Raw genomic sequence first — 20,523 nt, 5'->3', positions numbered from 1 at the left:
CCGCACCACCCCAAGGGGAGCGAGGAACTGCGCGACCGGCCACGTGCCGCCCGCACCCGACCACACACCCGCACCCCCTCAGGGGCGCGGGGAACTGCGCGAACAGCCACAACGGCGCCGCACCCAACCGACCACAGCACCCACCCCCAGGGGCGCGGGGAACTGCGCAACCGGCCGAATACCACCCGCACCCGAGAGCGCGCCCCACCCCCCGGCCCCCACCCCCGAATACCGTCAGTGACCGTTCTGGGCCAAGCGCAGCAGGTGATCCGCCAGGGCCTGCCCCCCACTGGGCTCCCGGCTGATCAACAGCACCGTGTCGTCACCCGCGATCGTCCCGAGGATGTCGTGCAGTTCCGCCTGATCGATGGCGGACGCGAGGAACTGCGCGGCCCCCGGAGGGGTCCGCAGCACCACCAGGTTCGCCGAAGCCTCCGCGGAGATCAGCAACTCCTGGGAGAGGCGCCGCATGCGCTCCTCCTTCGCCGACTCCCCGAGCGGGGCCCGCGGCGTACGGAATCCGCCCTCGCTCGGCACCGCGTAGATCAGGTCACCGTCGGTGTTGCGGATCTTGACCGCGTTCAGCTCGTCCAGGTCCCGGGAGAGCGTCGCCTGGGTGACGCTCAGCCCGTCGTCGGACAGGAGCTTCGCCAGCTGGCTCTGCGACCGCACCGGCTGCCGGTTGAGGATGTCCACGATCCGGCGGTGGCGTGCGGTCCGGGTCTGCGGCACGGCGGGCCCGGCGGCCTGCTCGTTGTCCTGCCCGTGGTCCTGCTCCAGACTCATCGTCGTCTCATTCTCCGGATCGTCCGTCCCCGTTGACTGCGTCGAGGATGCCGGGCAGGGCCCTCAGGAACGCCTCCGTCTCGTCGTCGCCGACGTTCAGCGGCGGCATCAGCCGCAGCACGTCGGGAGCGGGCGCGTTCACCAGGAAACCGGCTTCCTGAGCCGCCTGCTGGGCCTGCGGCGCGAGCGGCTCGGTGAGCACGATACCCAGGAGCAGGCCGGCACCCCGGACATGGGCGACCAACGGGTGGCCCAGCGCCTCGATCCCGTCCCGCAGCCGTTCGCTCTGCCGTTTGACGTTCTCCAGCAATCCGTCGTTCGCGATGGTGTCGAGGACCGCGAGGCCCGCGGCGCAGGCCACCGGGTTGCCGCCGAAGGTCGTCCCGTGCTGGCCGGGCCCGAGCAGTTCGGCGGCCCGGCCGAAGGCGACCGTGGCGCCCAGCGGCAGCCCGCCGCCGAGGCCCTTGGCGAGGGTGACGATGTCCGGCAGGACGCCCTCGTGGGCCTGGTACTCGAACCAGTTCCCGGTGCGGCCGACACCGGTCTGCACCTCGTCCAGGACCAGCAGCGAACCGGTGGCCGCGGTGATCGCGCGGGCCGCCTTCAGATAGCCGGCGGGCGGCACGACGACGCCGTTCTCGCCCTGGATGGGCTCGATGACGACGAGGGCGGTCTCCTCGGTGACCGCGGCGGCCAGCGCCTGCGCGTCGCCGTAGGGCACGTGGGTGACGTCGCCGGGCAGCGGCCGGAAGGGCTCCTGCTTGCCGGGCTGGCCGGTGAGCGCGAGGGCGCCCATGGTCCGGCCGTGGAAGCCGCCCTCGGTGGCGACCATGTGGGTCCGCCCGGTGCGCCGGCCGATCTTGAAGGCGCCCTCGTTGGCCTCGGCGCCCGAGTTGCAGAAGTACACCCGGCCGTCGCGGCCGAAGAGCTGGAGGAGCCGTTCGGCGAGGGCGACGGGCGGCTCGGCGATGAACAGGTTGGAGACGTGGCCGAGGGCGGCGATCTGCCGGCTCACGGCCTCCACGACCGCCGGGTGGGCGTGGCCGAGCGCGTTGACCGCGATGCCGCCGACGAAGTCGAGGTACTTGGTGCCGTCGGCGTCCCACAGCGTGGTGCCGGCGCCGCGCACCAGCGGCAGCCGGGGGGTGCCGTAGTTGTTCATGAGCGCGCCCTGCCACCGCGCCGTCAGTTCCTGATTGCCCGTCATGGGGCGTCCCCCTCCTGCTCGTCGGGCACGACCATGGTGCCGATGCCCTCGTCGGTGAAGATCTCCAGCAGGATCGAGTGCTGGACCCGGCCGTCGATGACGCGGGCGGTGCGCACGCCGCCGCGCACGGCGTGCAGGCAGCCCTGCATCTTCGGCACCATGCCGGCGGACAGATCCGGCAGCAGTTTCTCCAGTTGGGAAGCGGTGAGGCGGCTGATCACCTCGTCGGAGTGCGGCCAGTCCTCGTACAGCCCCTCGACGTCCGTGAGGACCATGAGGGTTTCGGCGCCCAGTGCGGCGGCGAGTGCCGCGGCCGCCGTGTCCGCGTTGACGTTGTAGACGTGTCCGTCGTCCTGGCTGCGGGCGATGGAGGAGATGACCGGGATGCGGCCGTCGGCGAGCAGGGCCTCGATCGCGCCCGTATCGATGGCGGTGATCTCGCCCACCCGTCCGATGTCGACCGGTTCGCCGTCGATCTCGGGCAGGTGTTTGGTGGCGGTCATGGTGTGCGCGTCCTCGCCGGTGATGCCCACGGCGAGCGGCCCGTGCCGGTTGAGCAGCCCCACCAGTTCGCGCTGCACCTGCCCGGCGAGCACCATGCGTACGACGTCCATGGCGTCCTCGGTGGTGACCCTGAGGCCGGCCTTGAACTCGCTGACGATGCCGTGCCGGTCCAGCGCGGCGCTGATCTGCGGGCCGCCGCCGTGTACCACGACCGGTCTGAGGCCGGCGTGCCGCAGGAAGACCACGTCCTGGGCGAAGGCGGCCTTCAGCTCGTCGTCCACCATGGCGTTCCCGCCGAACTTGATGACGACGGTCTTGCCGTGGTGCCGGGTCAGCCAGGGCAGTGCCTCGACCAGGATCCGGGCCTTGGGCAGCGCGGTGTGTTTACGCGTGGTTCCGGTGCTCATGAGCTGTAGGCGCTGTTCTCGTGGACGTAGTCGGCGGTCAGGTCGTTGGTCCAGATGGTGGCGGTCTCGGTGCCGGCCGACAGGTCGGCGACGATGTGCACCTCGCGGTAGCGCATGTCGACCAGGTCGCGGTCCTCGCCGACGCCGCCGTTCTTGCACACCCAGACGCCGTTGATGGCGACGCTCAGCCGGTCGGGTTCGAAGGCGGCGCCGGTGGTGCCGATGGCGGACAGGACGCGGCCCCAGTTGGGGTCCTCGCCGTGGATGGCGCACTTGAGGAGGTTGTTGCGGGCGATGGAGCGGCCCACCTCGACGGCGTCGTCCTCGGTGGCGGCGCCGATCACCTCGATCTTGATGTCCTTGCTGGCGCCCTCGGCGTCCTGGATGAGCTGCCGGCCGAGGTCGTCGCAGACCCGCCGTACGGCCTCGGCGAACTCCGGGTAGTCGGGAGTGATGCCGGAGGCGCCGGAGGCGAGCAGCAGCACGGTGTCGTTGGTGGACATGCAGCCGTCGGAGTCGACCCGGTCGAAGGTGACCCGGGTGGCGGCGCGCAGCGCCCGGTCCAGCGTCTCGTCGTCGGCGACGGCGTCCGTGGTGAGGACGACCAGCATGGTGGCGAGGCCGGGGGCGAGCATGCCGGCGCCCTTGGCCATGCCGCCGACGGTCCACCCCTGTCCGGTGGCGACGGACGTCTTGTGCACGGTGTCGGTGGTCTTGATGGCGATGGCGGCCTTCTCACCGCCGTGCTCGGAGAGCTGGGCGGCGGCGGCCTCGACACCCGGCAGGACCTTGTCCATGGGCAGCAGGACACCGATCAGGCCGGTGGAGCAGACGGCCACCTCGACGGCGCCCCGGCCAAGGACCTCGGCCGCCTTCTCGGCGGTGGCGTGCGTGTCCTGGAAGCCCTGGGGGCCGGTGCAGGCGTTGGCGCCGCCGGAGTTGAGGACGACGGCGGAGACCTGGCCGCTCTTGACGACCTGCTCGGACCAGAGCACCGGGGCGGCCTTCACGCGGTTGGAGGTGAAGACGCCCGCGGCGGCCCGGCGGGGCCCGTCGTTGACCACGAGGGCCAGGTCCGGGTTGCCGTTCTGCTTGATCCCGGCGGCGATGCCCGCCGCCGTGAATCCCTTGGCTGCCGTGACGCTCACTGCATCTCCTTGTTCGCTTCTGCGCCCGTGCGGCGCGGCGGTGCGGCCTTCGTCGTCTGCAGCCCGGCGGCTGCACGGTCGTCGGTCACGGTGCGACTCCGATCGTGGAGAGCCCCGTGGTCTCGTCGAGCCCGAGGGCGATGTTCATGCTCTGGACGGCGCCGCCCGCGGTGCCCTTGGTCAGGTTGTCGATGGCGCTGATCGCGATGATGCGTCCGACGGCGGCGTCGTACGCGACCTGCACCTGAACGGCGTTGGAACCGTGGACGGACGCCGTGGCGGGCCACTGTCCGGCGGGCAGCAGGTGGACGAACGGCTCGTCGGCGTAGGCCTTCTCGTAGGCGGCGCGCACCGACTCGGCGGTGACCTGCCCGCGTGCCTTTACGCTGCACGTGGCGAGGATGCCGCGGGGCATCGGCGCGAGGGTCGGGGTGAAGGAGACGGCGACCCGCTCGCCCGCCGCGGCGCTGAGGTTCTGGATCATCTCGGGGGTGTGCCGGTGGCCGCCGCCGACGCCGTACGGCGACATGGATCCCATGACCTCGCTGCCCAGCAGGTGCGGCTTGGGCGCCTTGCCCGCGCCGGAGGTGCCGGAGGCGGCGACGATCACGGCCTCGCGCTCGGCGAGGCCCGCCGTGTACGCGGGGAAGAGGGCGAGCGAGACGGCGGTCGGATAGCAACCGGGTACCGCGATGCGCTTGGACCCCTCCAGCGCGGCGCGGGCACCCGGCAGTTCGGGAAGGCCGTAGGGCCAGGTCCCGGCGTGCCCGGAACCGTAGAACCGCTCCCAGTCGGCGGCGTTCTTGAGCCGGAAGTCGGCGCCCATGTCGATGACGAGGACGTCGGGGCCCAGTTGCTCGGCGACGGCGGCGGACTGCCCGTGGGGCAGGGCGAGGAAGACCACGTCGTGCCCGGCGAGGGCGGCGGGGGTGGTCTCGGCCAGCACCCGGTCGGCCAGCGGCGGCAGATGCGGCTGGAGCGCGCCGAGCCGCTGGCCGGCGTTGGAGTTGCCGGTCAGGGCACCGATCTCGATCTCGGGGTGTGCGAGGAGCAGCCGCAGGACCTCTCCGCCCGCGTATCCGCTCGCTCCGGCCACCGCCGCACGTACCGCCATGTCACCCTCCTCCTGGATGGCATGACTATACGTTTCGCTGCACGTTTATGCAATCCTATCCGGCCTCCCCCTCGGCGACCCGGGGCAGCATCACCCAGCGGGAGACCACGAAGGTCACCGGAATCGCCGCCGCGGACGCGAGCAGGGGCGCGAACCGGCTGCCCGCGTGCAGCACGCCGACGATCACATACACACCCGCCGTGGTGATCACGAAATTGGTGGCGTTGGTCAGCGGGAACAGCAGGAATTTCCGCCAGGTGGGCCGCGTCCGATAGGTGAAACGGGCGTTGAGGAAAAAGGACCCGGTCATACTCAGCAGGAATGCCAGAACATGCGCGAAAAGATAGGGCAAACGCATCAGGAACAGCAGGTAGAGACCGTAATACGTGCCCGTGTTCACGACACCGACGACGGCGAAGGTGGCCATCTGCCGCGGCAGCGGCCGCATCGCCGGTCGGGGCGTCGGACTGGTCGTCGCGGTGCGCATCAGGGAATGAGGTCTTTCGTCCGTTCCACGTTGGTCGCCTTCACCAGGAAGTGCGGGCGCCCCTTGACCTCGTAGTAGATCCGGCCGGTGTACTCGCCGATGACCCCGAGCATGATCATCTGCACCCCGGCGAGGGCGGTGACCGCGGTGATGATGGTGACATAGCCGGGCGTGTCCACGCCGTTGACGAGCGCGGCGCCCACGATCCACGCCGTGTACACGCCGGCGCACAGCAGCAGTCCCAGGCCCAGGTACAGGGCGGCGCGCAGCGGCCGGTTGTTGAAGGAGAGCAGCCCGTCGAGGCCGTAGTTGAGCAGGCTGCGCAGGGTCCAGGAGCTGCGGCCGTGCTCGCGCACCGTGTTCGTGTACTCGAAGGTGGTGCTGGGAAAGCCGACCCAGGCGAACAGGCCCTTGGAGAAGCGGTTGTACTCGGTGAGGTCGAGGACCGCGTCCACCACGCGCCGCGACAACAGCCGGAAGTCGCCGACGCCGTCGACGAGTTCCACGTCCACCAGCCGGTTGACCGTCCGGTAGTACAGGCGGGCGGTGAGGGTGCGGGCGATGCCCTCGCCGGTCCTGGTGCGCCTGGCTATGACCTGGTCGTAGCCCTGCTCGCGCAGTTCGACCATGCGCTTGATCAGTTCCGGCGGGTGCTGGAGGTCGGCGTCCATGACGATCACGCAGTCCCCCGTGGCGTGCCGCAGACCGGCGAGCAGGGCGGCCTCCTTGCCGAAGTTGCGGCTGAAGGAGACGTAGCGCACCCGTGCGTCGAGGTCGGCGAGTTCCTTCAGGACGACCAGCGTCCGGTCACGGCTGCCGTCGTCGACGTACACGAACTGCATGTCGTGTCCGAGCGGCAGCAGTTCATCGGCGACCTTCTGCACCGCTTCGTGGAAGCGTCCGAGGACGTCCTCCTCGTTGTAACAGGGCGCGACGATCGAGATGAGCATGGGTTCTTCCCCCTGGGGCGGTCACAGAGCATGGGTGAGGCGCTCGGATTGTTCGGTCGTGGTCGTCGGTGCCGCGGCCCGTCGGCGGCGGACGGCGCCGAGGACGCAGAGCAGGATCAGGGTCAGCAGCGCGGCGCCCCCCGCCGCCGCGCCCAGCCGCAGTCCCGGCGGGTGGAACGTGCAGCTCAGACTGGTCGCGAAGCCGTCAAGGGGCACCGCGATCAGCCCGTAGTACTCCCCCGCCGGCTTCTCCTCGGCGCCGCCCGCGGCGCACCGCCAGCCGGCGATCCGCGGTGCCGCGACGACGGCGGTCCCCCTGCTGCCGGCGGGGAGTTCCGCCCGCAGCGTGCCGTCGTCGACACTCACCGCGGTGGCCGCGCCGGCCCGCAGCCCGTCGACGGCGGTGCGCAGCGCGGCGGTGTCCAGACAGCCGACCGCGCCGCGTTCCGGTACCCGGCCGGGCCGGTCCGGGGTCAGCTCGATGCGCAGCCGCCCGGCGGCCGGCACCGTGCCGAGCGGCTGCATGGCCGCGATCTTGGCGCCCTCGGCATCGGACCGGAACCGGGCGAGGGGCCCGCCGCCGGCGAGCCGCGCGGTGCCCGAGAAGTGCGGCGCCCACAGGAAGACCCGGTCGCCGGCCGTGCAGCGCGCCGTGATCGTGGGCAGGTCCGTGCCGCGGGCGGGCACGGTGACGAGCAGCCCCGGATGCCGGGCGTCGCCACGCCGCGGGGGCCCGCCGGCGCCGGTGCGCACCGTCGCGCGGGGCAGGGTGTAGACGCGGCTGCCCAGCAGTCGTTCCTGGTTGCGGTACGGCGACGGCCCGAAGGCCGCGACGCCGGTGTGCGCCGGGGTGCCGGGCGGGCGCACGGTCACCAGGGGCGGCACCTGCGCGCGGGACACGGTGACCGGGCCGCCGTCCTTCGGCAGCCACGACTGGTGCGGGTCCGGCGGGGAGTGCACCCGCGCGCCGACGGAGAAGACCGCGTCAGTGACGGGGTTGTCCAGGCTCTGCAGGCTCCGGCCCCGCGAGGTCCAGCCGCCGCCGACGGCGGTCAGGGTGCGGCTGAGGACGTCGGAGGTGAGGCTGCTGTAGTACTGGACGCCCTGGCCGCCCACCATCAGCGGGTCGTTGGAGACGGTCTGGTCCCGGCCCGGTTCGGTGCGGTAGCGGGGCCAGTCGTCGGCGCTTTCGATGGCGTCGGCCTGCCGCTGCTGCCGGTCGCCCCAGGGCGCGTAGTCGTCCATGTGGGCGAGGCGCAGCCGGCTGGCCACCGCGGAGGTCGCGGCGGTCTCGCCGAACTGCCCGCCGAAGAGCAGCGCGACGGCGCAGCCGGCCAGTACGGCGCGTCGGCGCCCGGCGGCCGGCCGGTCCTGCCCCTGCCCCTGCCCCTGCCCCTGCCACACGAGGAGGGCGAGCCCGCCGAGCGCGCCCACGACGGCGAGCAGGAACACCGCCCACGTGTAGCCGTGCACCAGCGCGCTGCGGCTCGCGACGGCGGCGATCAGCGCGAGCAGCGCGCTCGCCGCGCCCAGCGCGCGCCAGTCGGGCAGGCCGTGGGACAGGGTCTGCCAGGCGGCGATGACCAGAACCGCGCACAGCACGAACGCCTCCCGGTAGGCGCTGCCCTGCGGGGTGGCGAAGGCGTGCCAGACCAGTTGCGTCGGCGCCCACTGCAGCGACAGGGTCACCGCGATCACCAGCAGCGTCCAGCCCGCGCGCACCCGCCGGGGCACCGCCCGGTGGAACGGCAGGGCGAGCGCGAGCAGCAGCGCGGTGACGCCCACGTACAGGGCCGGGGTGCCGAAGCTGTACGTCGTCGGCAGCAGCCGGGCCAGCAGGTCGTCCGTGGCCACCGGGACGAAGTGCCCCTCGCGGCCGGGGTAGGCGTGCTTGGTGCCGAAGTACACGACCGCCACCAGCGGTGCGGCCAGGCCCATGCCGAGCGCGACGGTGCCGACGGCCCGGCCGGCCACGGCCCACGCCTGCCGGCGCGGGAGCCCGGAGAGCAGCAGCCGGAGCAGCAGCACGAGTCCGGCGGCGAGGGTGGCCATGTACGCGGTGTAGAAGTTGGCGATCCAGGCGAGCGCGACGATCAGCACGCCGAGGACCGGCCGCCTGCGCCGCAGGGTCCACTCGCCGACCAGGCACAGCAGGGGCAGGGCGATGAGCCCGTCGATCCACATCGGGTTGTAGATGGCGACGGCCACGCCCCAGCCGCACAGGGCGTAGGAGGCGCCCAGCAGACCGGCCGCCCACCAGCGGCCGGGGCGCAGGGCGAGCAGCAGACAGGCCATGGCGGCGCCGGCGGCCGCCGTCTTCAGCACGGTGACGACGTACACCGCGAGGTCGATCTCGTCCCGTGGGAAGACCGCGACGAGCAGGGCGAACGGGCTGCCGAGGTAGGTGCCGACGTCGGGCAGGAAGCTCGCGCCGTAACCGGACTGCCAGTTGACGAGGAGACCGCCGTCGGCGCGGCCGTGCAGCAGGTCCCACAGGTGGGCGTGGAAGGGTACGTACTGGTTGCCGAGGTCGTTGACGCTGCGGGTGCGGGGGCCGAACGGGTAGCAGCGGGCGATCGCGTCGGCCGCGCACAGTGCGGTGACGGTGATGGCCGCGGCGAGCAGGGCTGCGGTTCGCCCGGTGACGCGGCTGTCACCGGGCGGGGTCGGGCGGTGCATTCTCGGGAGGCCCCCAGGGGAATTCGGAACGCGCGGCGTTCCGGCCGGGGATGTCAATCCCCGCGCTTCGCTGTTTCGCCGGGTTAGACGGGCCTGGTTTCCGGTTGGTTGTGTCACCGACCCGATCTGATGCCCAGAATTCCGAATACCTGCGTGTTTCAGGAATGCTCGTTGACCATGGGGAAAACGGCAGCTTTACAGAACATGTGGGAAAGGTGAATTCGATCGGGTCCGGCTCTTGGGGCGGCGGCCGGCGCCGGCCGCCCCCTCCGAGGACATCTGCGGTCCGTCGGCTGCGGCGCCGTCGTGGCTGACCACGCGGATCCCTTCGGGGAATCTGCCGTCCGTTGACTGCGGCGCCGTCGTGGGTGATCACGCCGATCCCTTCGGGGAATCTGCCGTCCGTTGGCTGCAGCGCCGTCGTGGCTGATCGCGCAGTTCCCCGCGCCCCCAACGGGGGCACCTGCCGGCCGGTGACTGCTGCGCCGTCGTGGCTGATCGCGCAGTTCCGCGCGCCCCCAGCGGGGGCACCTGTCGGCCGTCGGCTGCTGCGCCGTCGTGGTTGATCGCGCCGGTGGGGGCTTGGGTGTGGGTGGGGACGTAGGGTCGGTGTCATGGATGCGCTGCTGCCGTACCCGGCCCTGGCGGGGGGCCTCGTCGTCGTCCTGGGGTTCTTCACCTGGCTGGCTCGGCTGATCCGGCGCCGTGGCGCGGCCGGCGCGGGGATCGGCGCCGCCCTGGCCGCGTACGAGGAGGCCTTCCGCGCCACGAGCCATGCCGCGCACTACGAGGTCCGGGCCCAGGCGCGGCGCAAGGCGCCCACCGGCTCCCCGGACGGCCCGCGACCCGGGACGGGGAAGGCATGAACATGTGGGGCGTGCCGGATGTGTTCGCTTATCTGGCCGGGCGCTGGCGCGTCGAGCGCGCCGTGCGGGATCTGGCGAGCGGTGACGAGGGCCGGTTCACGGGCGGCACCGTCTTCAGCCCGCTGCCCGGCGGCGGGCTGCTGCACGAGGAGTCCGGCACGTTCACCTGGCGTGGGGTGCCGCGGCCCGCCGAGCGGACCCTGCGCTTTCTGCCGGGCGCCGTCGCGGGCACGGCGGACGTCCGCTTCGCCGACGGGCGGCCCTTCCACGACCTGGACCTCACCACGGGCCGCCATGTCGCCGACCACCCGTGCGCGGCGGACCTCTACCGGGGCGAGTTCACCGTCCAGGACGCGGACCACTGGCGGACGGTGTGGCAGGTGGGCGGCCCCGCGAAGGACCTCCTCCTCGTCACCGACTACGAGCGCGCGGACTGAGCCGGCGCGCCGTCGACACGCAGGTTCCAGCGGCCCGCCCGGCCAGTGACCGTGGCCGCGGACAGCGGACGGACGTCGATGTTCCAGTACGTCGCGGGGGGCGCCTTCAGCACGTAGACGAGGGCCGCGCGGATCACCGACGGCTCGGCCACGGCGACGATACGGCCGCCGTCGTCGGCGGGGCGGGTGTCCAGCCAGCCGCCGACCCGGGAGATGAAGACCATCAGCGACTCACCGCCGTGCGGGGTGGAGCGCGGGTCGGCGAGCCAGGCGTCCACCGACTCCGGCTCCCGGGCCATCGCCTCGCCCAGCGTGAGCCCACGCCAGCGTCCCATGTCGCAGTCACGCAGGGCGAGTTGCACCAACGGCGCATACCCGAGGGCGTCACCGGTCGCCCGGCTGCGGGGAGTCGGCGAGCAGTAGCGCAGGTCGGCCGCCGCCAGCGGCCGCAGCTCCCCCGCGACCCGCAGGACCTCGTCCCAGCCCGCCTGGTCCAGCGGCCGGTCGTCCTGGAAGCGTTCGGCGAGCAGCGGTGAGCTGCGCGCGGCGGCGACGAACGTCACCCGAAGTGGCATGCGGTGATGGTGTGCCGCCCGGGTACCCAGGTCAAGGGGGACCGCCGGGGAGATACCGAGGGGTCCCGGGAGATTACTCGAAGACGTGCACCATCCACTGGTCCGGCCGGTGCAGCGGGGTGAAGCCGTGCTTCGCGTAGACGCCGTGCGCGTCGTCGGTGGCCAGCAGGAGGCGGCGCAGGCCGAACGGCCGAAGGTGCTCGACCACGGCCCCGACCAGCGCCGTGCCGATGCCCTTGCCGCGCGTTGCCGGCACGACGTAGACGTCGGCGAGCCAGGCGAACAGCGCCCGGTCGGTCACCACACGCGCGTACGCCACCTGCTCCCCCGACGCCGTGTCGTACACCCCGAAGTTGAGCGAGGAGGCGACCGCGGTCTCCTGCTTGTCGCGGGGGCGTCCCTTCGCCCAGTAGGCGTCGGTCGACAGCCATCCGTGCACGCGCTCGACGTCGATGCGCTCGCTGTCGGCGGAGAACTCGTATCCCTCGGGCAGTCCGAATGCGTCGCTCATGCGGCGATGCTGCCAGCCTCTCGGGCGCACGTCGATCAATTTCTGACCGCGGCGGTTGTCGCTCGCCCCGTTCAGAGGATCTCGTCGCAGGCCGTGCGCAGTCGGCGCAGGCCCTCGCTGATGTCGGCGGTCCCGGAGACCGCGGCGAAGCTCAACCGGACGTGCGGCGCGGGGGGTTCGGCGCTGAAGTAGGGGCGGCCGGGGGTGAGGGCGACGCCCGCGCGGAGCGCCGCGGCGGTCAGGGCGGCCTCGTCGGTGCCGTCGGGCAGCCGGAGCCAGAGGTGGTAGCCGCCGGACGGGACGTGCGGCAGGGCGAGTTCGGGCAGCCGCTGCCGCAGGCCCGTCGTCATGGCGGTACGGCGGGCTGTCAACTCGGCTGACAGGGCGCGCAGATGGCGCGGCCAGGCGGGCGAGCCGACCAGTTCGAGCGCGGCCTCCTGGAGCGGCCGGGGCACGAAGAACGTGTCGACGACCTGGATGGCGCGCAGCCGTTCCAGCACCGGCCCCCGCGCGGCCAGGGCGCCCACCCGGAGACTGGGCGAGGTCGCCTTGGTCAGCGAGCCGACGTGTACGACGACGCCGTCCACGTCGTCCGCGGCCAGCGGTCGCGGCAGCGGCCCCGCGTCGGTGTGCACCAGCCGCCGTACGAAGTCGTCCTCGACCACGAAGGCGCCGGCCTCCCGGGCGATCCGCAGCACCTCGGCCCGCCGGTCGGGGGCGAGGACGGCGCCGGTCGGGTTCTGGAACAGGGGCTGGCAGACGAAGACCCGGGCGCCGCTCGCCCGGAACGCGTCGGCGAGCAGCCGCGGCCGTACCCCGTCCGGGTCCACCGGCACGGGCACCGGGCGCAGCCCGGCCGCGCGGGCGAGCGCCAGCATGCCCGGGTAGGTCGGGGACTCGACGAGCACCGGCGCGCCCGGCGGGGCGAGCGCCCGCAGCGCGGTGGCCAGCGCGGTCTGCCCGCCCGCCGCGACCAGCACCTCGGCGGCCGTGACGCCGCCGCCGATGCCGCGCGCGAACCACTCCCGCAGTTCGGGCAGGCCCTCCAGGGGCGGGCGCCCCCAGGCGCCGGGCCGCCGCCCGGCGCGGGCGAGGGCCGCCGCCATGGCCCGCTCGGGCTGCAGCGAGGGATGCAGATAGCCGCCGTTGAACTCCAGCACGCCGGGCGGCGGCGCGGCGAGGCAGACCGTGACCCCGGAGGCGTCGACGGTGCGCGGTACGAGGTCGGCGGCGCCGTCGGCGCTCAGCGCGACCTCCTGCCAGGAGGTGTCGCCGTCGCGTGCGGCCGTGGTGCGGGGCCGCGCCCGGAACGCCCCGGCGCCGGGGCGGGTCACCACCAGCCCCTCGGCGGACAGCTGCGCCAGGGCCCGGGAGACCGTCACCGGACTCACCCGGAACCGCTCGACGAGGGACCTGCTCGACGGGAGCTTTCCACCCAGTGGGTAGCGGTCCATCTCCTGTCGCAGCCGTTCCGCCAGTTCACCGACGCTGCTACGCTCATGCATGAGAGTGAAGAGTAGCGCTACTAACGCCAGCCGGATAGCGGTCCCCGGTCCCCGCGAGGGCGTCGGCCTCGGCACCCTCCAGGCCGCCCTCGGCGTCGTCGCCTTCTCGCTCACCTTCCCGGCCACCGCATGGGGGCTGGAGGGCTTCGGGCCCTGGTCGCTGGTGGCCGTCCGCAGCGTGCTGGCCGCGGTGATCGCGGGCTGCTGTCTGTGCGCGGTGGGCGCGTCCCGGGAGCGCGGGCGGATGCGATGGCGGCTTGAGCTGCCCGAGGCCCGGCAGTTGCCGGGCCTCGCCGTGGTCGGCGCCGGGGTGGTGCTCGGCTTCCCGATGCTGACCACGCTCGCCCTCAAGACGTCCACCACCGCGCACGCCGCCGTCGTCGTCGGCCTGTTGCCGCTGACCACCGCGCTGCTGTCGGCCCTGCGCATGGGCGCCCGCCCCTCGCGCGCCTTCTGGGCGGCGGCGCTGGCGGGCGCGGCGGCGGTGCTCGGCTTCACCGTGCAGCAGAGCGGCGGATCGCTCACGGCCGCCGACGGCTATCTGTTCGCGGCCCTGCTGGTGTGCGCGGCCGGCTACACCGAGGGCGGCCGGCTGGCCCGGGTCATGCCGGGCTGGCAGGTCATCGGCTGGGCCCTGCTGCTGTGCCTGCCGCTGACGGTGCCGGCCGCCGCGCTGGCACTGTCGTACGAGCCCGTGCGGCTGACCGGGCACGGTGTGGCCGGGCTGCTGTGGGTCGCGGTGGGCTCGCAGTTCCTCGGCCTGGTCGTCTGGTACCGGGGCATGGCGGCCATCGGCATCCCCAAGGCCAGCCAGTTGCAGTTGGCCCAGCCGCTGCTCACACTGGTGTGGTCGGTGCTGCTGCTGGGCGAGCACCTCACGGCGGCTGCCCCGCTGACCGCCGCCGCGGTGCTCGTGTGCATCGCCGTCACCCAACGATCACGTTCGTGAGGAGGCCCGCAGATGCGTGCAACCGTGGGCGACCAGCTTGTCCAGCACGGCAGGGTGGTCGGCCAGCACGACCAGGTCTCGGAGGTCGTCGAAGTGATGGGCACCGAGGGCAACCCGCCCTACCGCGTGCGCTTCCCTGACGGCCACGAAGCCGTGATGGCTCCCGGCCCCGACTGCGAGATCCGTCACCGTCACCAGGAACCCCAGGCCCAGTAGTCAGCGCGGGGGATACGCCGGCCGCCGGTAGTGGTCGGCGACGACCCGCGCCATCGCCCCGATCGGATCCCGCGCCAGGTCCCGGGCGGAGAAGAAGACATGCCCGCGCACCTGTGCGTGCCCGGCGGCGAGGGTGAGGTGCCGGGACAGCTCGGCCGGGTCCTGCCACTCGGCGGGCTGCCCGGCGGCCCCCGCCTTGTACAGGGCCTCGCCGATGTACAGGCGGGTCCGGCTGCCCTCGGCGACCTCGGCCCACCAGCGCACGAGCCGTTCGTAGTCGGCGGCGGCGAAGCCGATGTTCCAGTACAGCTGCGGGACGATGTAGTCGATCCAGCCCTGTCCGACCCAGGTGCGGGTGTCCGCGTGCAGGTCGTCGTACGTCTGCACGCCCGCCCGGGTGTCCGAGCCGCGGCTGTCGCTGGACGCGTTGCGCCACACTCCGAACGGGCTGATCCCGAACTGGGTGCCGGGCCGGATCTGCCGGATCCGCGCGGCCGTCTCCCGCACCAGCTTGTCGATGTTGTCGCGGCGCCAGGCCGCCCGGTCGGTGAAGCCGCCGCCGTACGCGGCGTACGCGGCGTCGTCGTCAAAGCTCTGCCCGGCGACCGGGTAGGGGTAGAAGTAGTCGTCGAAGTGGACGGCGTCCACGGGGTACCTCGCCACCGCGTCCAGCATCGCGCCCTGCACGAAGGCGCGGACCTGCGGCAGGCCCGGGTTGTAGTACAGCCTGCCGCCGTGGCGCACCACCCAGTCCGGGTGCCTGCGGGCCGGGTGGGAGGCGGCCAGCCGGGCGGGGTCGGCGTGCAGCGCGATCCGGTACGGGTTGAACCAGGCGTGCAGCTGCAGCCCGCGGGCGTGCGCCTCGGTGACGGCCGTGCCCAGTGGATCCCAGCCCGGGGAGCCGCCCTGGGTGCCGGTGAGATACGCGGACCACGGCTCGTGGGGCGAGGGCCACAGCGCGTCCGCGGTCGGCCTGACCTGGAGGATGACCGTGTTGAGGCGGTCGCGGACGGCCCGGTCGAGGTGGGCGATCAGCTCCGTGCGCTGTGCGGCGGCGGTCAGGCCCGGACGCGAGGGCCAGTCGTGGTTGTCGACCGTCGCCAGCCACATGCCCCGCATCTCGGTGGAGGCCCGTCGCGGTGCCGCCGCGCCGCCCGGCGCCGGCGCACCGCCCGCGGTGGACGCACCACCCGGCGCGGACGCACCACCAGCCGCGGATGCACCACTTGCCGCGGGCGCACCACCACTTGCCGCTGGCGCGCCACCGGGTGCCGCCGCGGCGCCCGGTGCCGTCACCAGCGTCGACAGCGCCACCGCGAACGCCCGGCGTGAGACCGGCCTCATCTGCGCACCCCCATACACCGCGGATCCATGCCGTGGCCCGTCACGGATCGTCCCGGGGCCCAGGATGCCCCGCCCCGCGCGATCGATCATCGATACTTGGGAGTAACGTGCACGATCGGAGCAGGCGCGCGATCCGGAGGCGCCGCGCCGACCGTGGATCAGCGAAGGGGACGATGTGACGGGCAGCTCGGATATCGCACGTGTCGGGGTGGTCGGCTGCGGTCAGATGGGGGCGGGCATCGCCGAAGTCTGCGCCCGCGCCGGTCTGGAGGTCAAGGTCGCGGAGACCACCGGCGAGGCCCTGGAGTTCGGCCGCACCCGGCTGTTCAACTCCCTGGCCAAGGCTGCCGAGCGCGGCAAGATCAGTGAGGCGGAACGGGACGCTGCGCAGGCACGCCTCGGCTTCACCACCGACCTCGGCGAGTTCGCGGACCGCGACCTGGTCATCGAGGCCGTCGTCGAGAACGAGCAGGTCAAGACGGAGATCTTCCAGGTGCTCGACCAGGTGGTGACCCGGCCGGACGCGATCCTCGCCTCCAACACCTCCTCCATCCCGCTGGTGAAGCTGGCCGTCGCCACGGGCCGCCCCGACCAGGTCGTCGGCATCCACTTCTTCAACCCGGCCCCGGTGCAGCAGCTCGTCGAGCTGGTCCCGGCGCTCACCACCTCCGAGGGCACGCTCAGCCGTGCTCAGCTGTTCGCCGAGAAGGTGCTGGGCAAGCACGCCATCCGCGCCCAGGACCGGTCCGGCTTCGTGGTCAACGCGCTGCTCGTGCCGTATCTGCTGTCCGCGATCCGGATGTTCGAGTCCGGCATCGCGGGCCGCGAGGACATCGACAACGGCATGGAGCTTGGCTGCGCCCACCCGATGGGCCCGCTGAAGCTGTCCGATCTGATCGGCCTTGACACCATCGTCTCCATCGCCGACTCGATGTACCAGGAGTACAAGGAACCCCTGTACGCCGCTCCCCCGCTGCTCCAGCGCATGGTCGAAGCGGGCCGCCTCGGCCGCAAGTCCGGCTCGGGCTTCTACACCTACGGCTGACCCGCCCGCACACACGAGGGCCGTCACCGCTCGTCCCGGCAGCGGCCCTCGTTGACCGCCGCGAGACTCAGGCAGTTCTTGGGTTCTGGGGGGGGCGGCGCAAGATCACGTCACGTCGCGCCCTGCACCTCCACAACGTCGCACCGGCCGGGGCCACCAGCGCGCGCTACACCAACGGGGCCGCGTCCGCCCTCAACGCGGTGTGGAACGGCGACGCTTCCTTCCCGGCCGACCTGGCCATCTACTTCTACGAAGGCACCAACGGCCGGTACATCGAGCACTCGAAGACCATCCGGCCGGTGGCCGGCCTCGGGGCAGTTGCACCACGCCGGGCGCGGCCGGCATCGACGGAGTACACCTGTCCGACGCCGGGTTCCAGCACATGGCCGACACCGTGCTGCCCGTGCTGCTCGGCTGACCTGTTCAGGATCCGTTCCAGATCCCCAGCCGCCTGAGCCGACGCTGGCGCGCTCGCTCTGCGAGAGCCGTCAGGAAGAACACGAATCCGATGGCCAGCCCTCCCAACACCGCGATCGCCGGGTTGTACGGGTCCTCCTCATCGGACACGACCAGCAAGAAGAGCGTGAAGGGCACAGCCCCGAGCAAGCCGGCGACGACCGGGTGCCGGGCAGCCCACTTGTTGGTCCTCGTCGGACGCCGCTGCCCGCCCAGGGCACGGTCCACCGACCAGAACGCATCAGCCAGTGAGCGCTGCCAGTTCGCCATAACCCGGAGGATATGGCACCCCCTCTCTCGTCCGCCTCGCGCCGTCAGGCCGGGGTCTTCGTCATCTCCTTGGAGGCATCCATGCCCGCAGAGATCCATCCCGCCGTCGCCCGGCTGCTCGCACTACGAGGGCTCGTACGTCGCCAAGAGCCTGGCTGACGCCGCGTTTTCCAACGGGAGCCTCGCCGGTCAACGGCATCCCGCCTGCACAGTTCAAGCTTGTCCCAAGGTTGAGGCAAGGTCGACCGCGCATTCTCCCATCAGGTCGCTGGCGGCGAATGAACCAGGCCCGCCGCCGAACTAGTCGAGGGAGAAGTTGTGAAACGTGCACTGGCCAGTGCGGCTGCCGTAGTCGCCATAGCTGGAGGCGGTCTCGTCACCGCGACGACGAGCGCATCCGCAGCATCAGCCTCCCCCGCGGCGCTCAGCTGCCGACTCTCGTGGAGTGACGACAACACCGCCGGGATCACCTGCACCGGCGGGTACTTCCGGGGTTACGCGCTCTGCGTCAACGGGAGTGTGGCCGAAGGCGCGCGGACGGCCTCTGGCCGCACATCGTACGCATACTGCACACAGTACGGATCCAAGCTCCTCAAGCCGGTCGAATGGTTTGGGGTGGCGGCGTAGCGGCAAGTGAGCCGTCGGCACGGCCAGCGGTGTGCTCGCCCAGTACCTGCTCCGCTGACCATCGCGGCCCCGCTCCTGCTTCGGCAGGGGCGGGGCCGCTTTCGTGCGTTCAGGGTCAGGTCAGGGCTTCGATCGCCTTGCCCTCGCGCTGGCGTCCTGAGACGCCGCCCGCCCCTGGCCTGCGGGCGGCACCAGGCCCCGGCCGGACGCCGATCCGAGCAGCTGAGACCTGCGGCGAGGCACAGATCCTCTTCTGGGGGGCAAAGGCGACTGCGAACGTGAGGCGGATCACTGCGGTCCGGTTTTTGTTGAACCTTGAAGCGTCCATCGCCTATCTTCGTGTCGTCAGGCTATCCGGACCACGGTCCGGATTCGACCGGGATGCGACCTCCAGGAAGTTCAACCATGTCTCTCGTTCTCGACTCCGCCACTCAGGACCTGCTGTTCCGCGAGGCCCGCACCGCCAACGCGTTCACCGACGAGCCGGTGACGGACGAGCAGGTCCAGGCCATCTACGACCTGGTCAAGTTCGGCCCCACCTCCATGAACCAGTCGCCGCTGCGCATCGTCCTGGTCCGCTCTCCCGAGGCCCGTGAGCGCCTGGTGCAGCACATGGCCGAGGGCAACAAGAAGAAGACCGTGGCGGCACCGCTGGTCGCGATCCTCGCCGCGGACAACGAGTTCCACGAGGAGCTGCCGCGGCTCTTCCCACACTTCCCGCAGGCCAAGGACATCTTCGCCGGCGACCGCTCGGTGCGGGAGAAGAACGCCGCGCTGAACGCCGCCCTCCAGGCCGCCTACTTCATCATCGGCGTCCGTGCCGCCGGGCTCGCCGCGGGCCCGATGACCGGTCTCGACTTCGCGGGCGTCCAGAAGGAGTTCCTGGACGACGACCACACCCCGCTGATGGTGGTCAACATCGGCAAGCCGGGCCCGGACGCCTGGTTCCCGCGCGGCCCGCGCCTGGCGTACGACGACGTCGTCACGACCGTCTGAGCAGATACCGGCGGGACGGGTCATGACGGCTGCCCGTTCCGGGCGGAGCCGGTGGCGACGAGGCGCGCGAGCCGGACGCCGTCCACGACCTCGGGTGCCGTGTTCTCGGGCGAGGTGCAGGCGAGCCCCCGGGTGACGGCCGAGCCGAGCACGGCGACCGCGTCGTCACCCAGTGCGTCGCGCAGGGCATCCGGCTCGTGTTCCAGCAGCGACATGGCCAAGGACCAGTCCCTTGAGGCGGCTTCGTAGAACTGCTGCAGGGCTACCGTCGGAGCGCTGCGCAGCAGGACGGGAAACAGGCGGGTCCTGACATCGCTGAGATGGGATGCCCCGTGCTGCCACCCGAAGGAGGTGCGGGCGGCGTCGCGCAGGAGGGCGACGGGATCCACCAGGTCACCGAGGACGGGCGAGACCGCGAGCACGGACAGGGCGTCCGCGCCGGTCGCGGAACCGGGCTTGGCCCGCACGACGACCTCTGCGGCCAGTTCCCGCAGAGTGTCCCGGTTCTCCGGCCTGACGTCGACGGCGAAGGCGAGCAGTTGGGCCACCGCGGGCAGCGGACCCGCGTCGAGCATCTCCTTCAGCCGTCGTGCGAACGCGGGGCTCAGAGGGGATCCGGGGGCGGGTGTCACCAGGTCGACGGCGGCGGCGTAGACGGGATCCTCGATCCGTACGCGCGACGCGCGCACGCCGTGCCCCGGCACCTCCCGGGCGAGGCGGAACTCCTCGTACGCTGCCGCTGCCGCCGCGACCCTGGCCGGCACGCTGCTCTGGTCGATGTCGGCCGTGAGGTTCTCCCAGTGGATCGGCCCGAACACCTCGTCGCGCCGCCCGTTGTCGATCGCCAGGGTGACATGCACCGCGGACGCCCACGCGAGGAAGGACTCCCGGTGCGCGTGGGCCAGACAGCGCTGCCCCTGGATCGCCCGCATGTCGTCTTCCCGGCAGCCGAGGGCGCGCACCGCCAGCTCGAAGCGGACCCGGTGGTCGGGGCGCGCGTAGGCCAACGCCTCGTCCTCCGCCTGCTCCCGGCCGCCGGCCCGCAGCTGGAAGCCGGGGTCGTCCCCGGCCGTGCGCTCAAGAGCACCGCCGGCCGTCCACCGACAGCGCGGCAGGTCGGCGAGGGCGCGATCGACCTCCCTGGAGAACGCGTCCGCCTCGTGTCCATGACGAGAGGAGCTGATCGGGCCGTGCGCGGCCAGGTGCAGGTCCGCGTAACCGATGGCTCGCTCCCCGGGATCCGCGATCGAGCGCACGAGGGCGGTCGCCCGTCTCCGGTCCCGGTCTGCCAGGCGTTCCGCGAAGCGGCGCACCAGCCGGGCCATGGTGCCGTGGGGGGCGGGGGGGGGGGGGCGGCCCCCGGCGGCGGGGGCCCCGGGCGAGGGGGGGAGGCCGCCCGCCGCCCCCCGCGGCCCGCGCCACCGCGCCACACCCCACACCACAG

General features: G+C 72.4%; 20 protein-coding genes. 6 read left to right on the top strand and 14 right to left on the bottom strand.

The window, feature by feature from the left end:
• Positions 1-234: 234 nt before the first annotated feature.
• The 8 genes from ACIRFL_RS08340 to ACIRFL_RS08305 all read right to left on the bottom strand — a co-directional run bounded on the left by ACIRFL_RS08340 (position 235) and on the right by ACIRFL_RS08305 (position 9,282).
• Positions 235-786, bottom strand: coding sequence for an arginine repressor (locus ACIRFL_RS08340; protein ID WP_404025362.1), 552 nt, complete (start codon positions 784-786; stop codon positions 235-237).
• A gap of 7 nt (positions 787-793) precedes the next feature.
• Positions 794-1,993, bottom strand: a complete 1,200-nt coding sequence (locus tag ACIRFL_RS08335; RefSeq protein ID WP_404025359.1) for an acetylornithine transaminase — start codon at positions 1,991-1,993, stop codon at positions 794-796.
• Complete coding sequence (gene argB / locus ACIRFL_RS08330) at positions 1,990-2,904, bottom strand: acetylglutamate kinase (protein WP_404025358.1); 915 nt, start codon at positions 2,902-2,904, stop codon at positions 1,990-1,992. Before argB ends, ACIRFL_RS08335 begins: the two co-directional genes overlap by 4 nt.
• Positions 2,901-4,052, bottom strand: a complete 1,152-nt coding sequence (argJ, locus tag ACIRFL_RS08325; protein WP_404025355.1) for a bifunctional glutamate N-acetyltransferase/amino-acid acetyltransferase ArgJ — start codon at positions 4,050-4,052, stop codon at positions 2,901-2,903. Before argJ ends, argB begins: the two co-directional genes overlap by 4 nt.
• 85 nt (positions 4,053-4,137) lie before the next feature.
• A complete protein-coding gene (gene argC / locus ACIRFL_RS08320) occupies positions 4,138-5,166 on the bottom strand; it encodes an N-acetyl-gamma-glutamyl-phosphate reductase (RefSeq protein WP_404025352.1) in 1,029 nt (342 codons plus the stop codon).
• Positions 5,167-5,221: 55 nt separating this feature from the next.
• Positions 5,222-5,653 (bottom strand): GtrA family protein, encoded by a 432-nt coding sequence (locus ACIRFL_RS08315; RefSeq protein WP_404025350.1) that lies wholly within the window; start codon positions 5,651-5,653, stop codon positions 5,222-5,224.
• On the bottom strand, positions 5,653-6,603 hold the full coding sequence (locus tag ACIRFL_RS08310) for a glycosyltransferase family 2 protein (protein WP_404025347.1): 951 nt from the start codon (positions 6,601-6,603) through the stop codon (positions 5,653-5,655). The genes ACIRFL_RS08315 and ACIRFL_RS08310 overlap by 1 nt, the downstream gene beginning before the upstream one ends.
• 21 nt (positions 6,604-6,624) lie before the next feature.
• Positions 6,625-9,282 (bottom strand): YfhO family protein, encoded by a 2,658-nt coding sequence (locus ACIRFL_RS08305; RefSeq protein WP_404025344.1) that lies wholly within the window; start codon positions 9,280-9,282, stop codon positions 6,625-6,627.
• A 614-nt stretch (positions 9,283-9,896) separates the two neighbouring features.
• Here ACIRFL_RS08305 and ACIRFL_RS08300 point away from each other — a divergent pair.
• Together ACIRFL_RS08300 and ACIRFL_RS08295 are read left to right on the top strand one after the other, a co-directional pair.
• Complete coding sequence (locus ACIRFL_RS08300) at positions 9,897-10,148, top strand: hypothetical protein (RefSeq protein WP_404025342.1); 252 nt, start codon at positions 9,897-9,899, stop codon at positions 10,146-10,148.
• Complete coding sequence (locus tag ACIRFL_RS08295; protein WP_404025341.1) at positions 10,145-10,585, top strand: DUF6314 family protein; 441 nt, start codon at positions 10,145-10,147, stop codon at positions 10,583-10,585. The genes ACIRFL_RS08300 and ACIRFL_RS08295 overlap by 4 nt, the downstream gene beginning before the upstream one ends.
• Here the strand turns inward: ACIRFL_RS08295 and ACIRFL_RS08290 are convergent.
• The 3 genes from ACIRFL_RS08290 to ACIRFL_RS08280 all read right to left on the bottom strand — a co-directional run bounded on the left by ACIRFL_RS08290 (position 10,567) and on the right by ACIRFL_RS08280 (position 13,176).
• Positions 10,567-11,160 (bottom strand): histidine phosphatase family protein, encoded by a 594-nt coding sequence (locus ACIRFL_RS08290; RefSeq protein WP_404025339.1) that lies wholly within the window; start codon positions 11,158-11,160, stop codon positions 10,567-10,569. The two genes, ACIRFL_RS08295 and ACIRFL_RS08290, sit on opposite strands and share 19 nt — an antisense overlap.
• A gap of 73 nt (positions 11,161-11,233) precedes the next feature.
• Positions 11,234-11,671, bottom strand: a complete 438-nt coding sequence (locus ACIRFL_RS08285) for a GNAT family N-acetyltransferase (RefSeq protein WP_404025337.1) — start codon at positions 11,669-11,671, stop codon at positions 11,234-11,236.
• Between the two features lie 71 nt (positions 11,672-11,742).
• A complete protein-coding gene (locus tag ACIRFL_RS08280) occupies positions 11,743-13,176 on the bottom strand; it encodes a PLP-dependent aminotransferase family protein (protein WP_404025335.1) in 1,434 nt (477 codons plus the stop codon).
• Between ACIRFL_RS08280 and ACIRFL_RS08275 the strand changes: the two genes are divergently transcribed.
• Both ACIRFL_RS08275 and ACIRFL_RS08270 read left to right on the top strand, forming a co-directional pair.
• Entirely contained in the window at positions 13,175-14,125 is a 951-nt protein-coding gene (locus ACIRFL_RS08275) for a DMT family transporter (RefSeq protein WP_404025333.1), read from the top strand. The genes ACIRFL_RS08280 and ACIRFL_RS08275 overlap by 2 nt on opposite strands.
• A 12-nt stretch (positions 14,126-14,137) precedes the next feature.
• The gene (locus ACIRFL_RS08270; RefSeq protein ID WP_404025330.1) at positions 14,138-14,341 is read left to right on the top strand and encodes a DUF1918 domain-containing protein; all 204 of its coding nucleotides are present in this window, start codon (positions 14,138-14,140) and stop codon (positions 14,339-14,341) included.
• Here the strand turns inward: ACIRFL_RS08270 and ACIRFL_RS08265 are convergent, their stop codons facing one another.
• Positions 14,342-15,685 carry a glycoside hydrolase family 10 protein gene (locus ACIRFL_RS08265; RefSeq protein WP_404025327.1) on the bottom strand — a complete coding sequence of 448 codons (1,344 nt, stop codon included), beginning with the start codon at positions 15,683-15,685 and terminating at the stop codon, positions 14,342-14,344.
• 175 nt (positions 15,686-15,860) lie between these two features.
• On the opposite strand from ACIRFL_RS08265, the gene ACIRFL_RS08260 reads away from it, so the two are divergent.
• The gene (locus ACIRFL_RS08260; protein ID WP_404025324.1) at positions 15,861-16,730 is read left to right on the top strand and encodes a 3-hydroxybutyryl-CoA dehydrogenase; all 870 of its coding nucleotides are present in this window, start codon (positions 15,861-15,863) and stop codon (positions 16,728-16,730) included.
• 423 nt (positions 16,731-17,153) lie between these two features.
• On the opposite strand, the gene ACIRFL_RS08255 is transcribed toward ACIRFL_RS08260, so the two are convergent.
• Entirely contained in the window at positions 17,154-17,456 is a 303-nt protein-coding gene (locus ACIRFL_RS08255) for a hypothetical protein (RefSeq protein ID WP_404025323.1), read from the bottom strand.
• Positions 17,457-18,488: 1,032 nt separating this feature from the next.
• On the opposite strand from ACIRFL_RS08255, the gene ACIRFL_RS08250 reads away from it, so the two are divergent.
• Positions 18,489-19,079, top strand: coding sequence for a malonic semialdehyde reductase (locus tag ACIRFL_RS08250; protein ID WP_404025321.1), 591 nt, complete (start codon positions 18,489-18,491; stop codon positions 19,077-19,079).
• Between the two features lie 20 nt (positions 19,080-19,099).
• Here the strand turns inward: ACIRFL_RS08250 and ACIRFL_RS08245 are convergent, their stop codons facing one another.
• Positions 19,100-20,404 carry a hypothetical protein gene (locus ACIRFL_RS08245; protein WP_404025319.1) on the bottom strand — a complete coding sequence of 435 codons (1,305 nt, stop codon included), beginning with the start codon at positions 20,402-20,404 and terminating at the stop codon, positions 19,100-19,102.
• Positions 20,405-20,523: the final 119 nt, after the last annotated feature.

The sequence above is a fragment of the Streptomyces sp. NPDC102462 genome (assembly GCF_044765425.1).
Classification (GTDB): Bacteria; Actinomycetota; Actinomycetes; order Streptomycetales; family Streptomycetaceae; genus Streptomyces.
The sequence above is the reverse complement of the archived record's forward strand: the minus strand, read 5'-3'. Positions and strand labels throughout refer to the sequence as shown.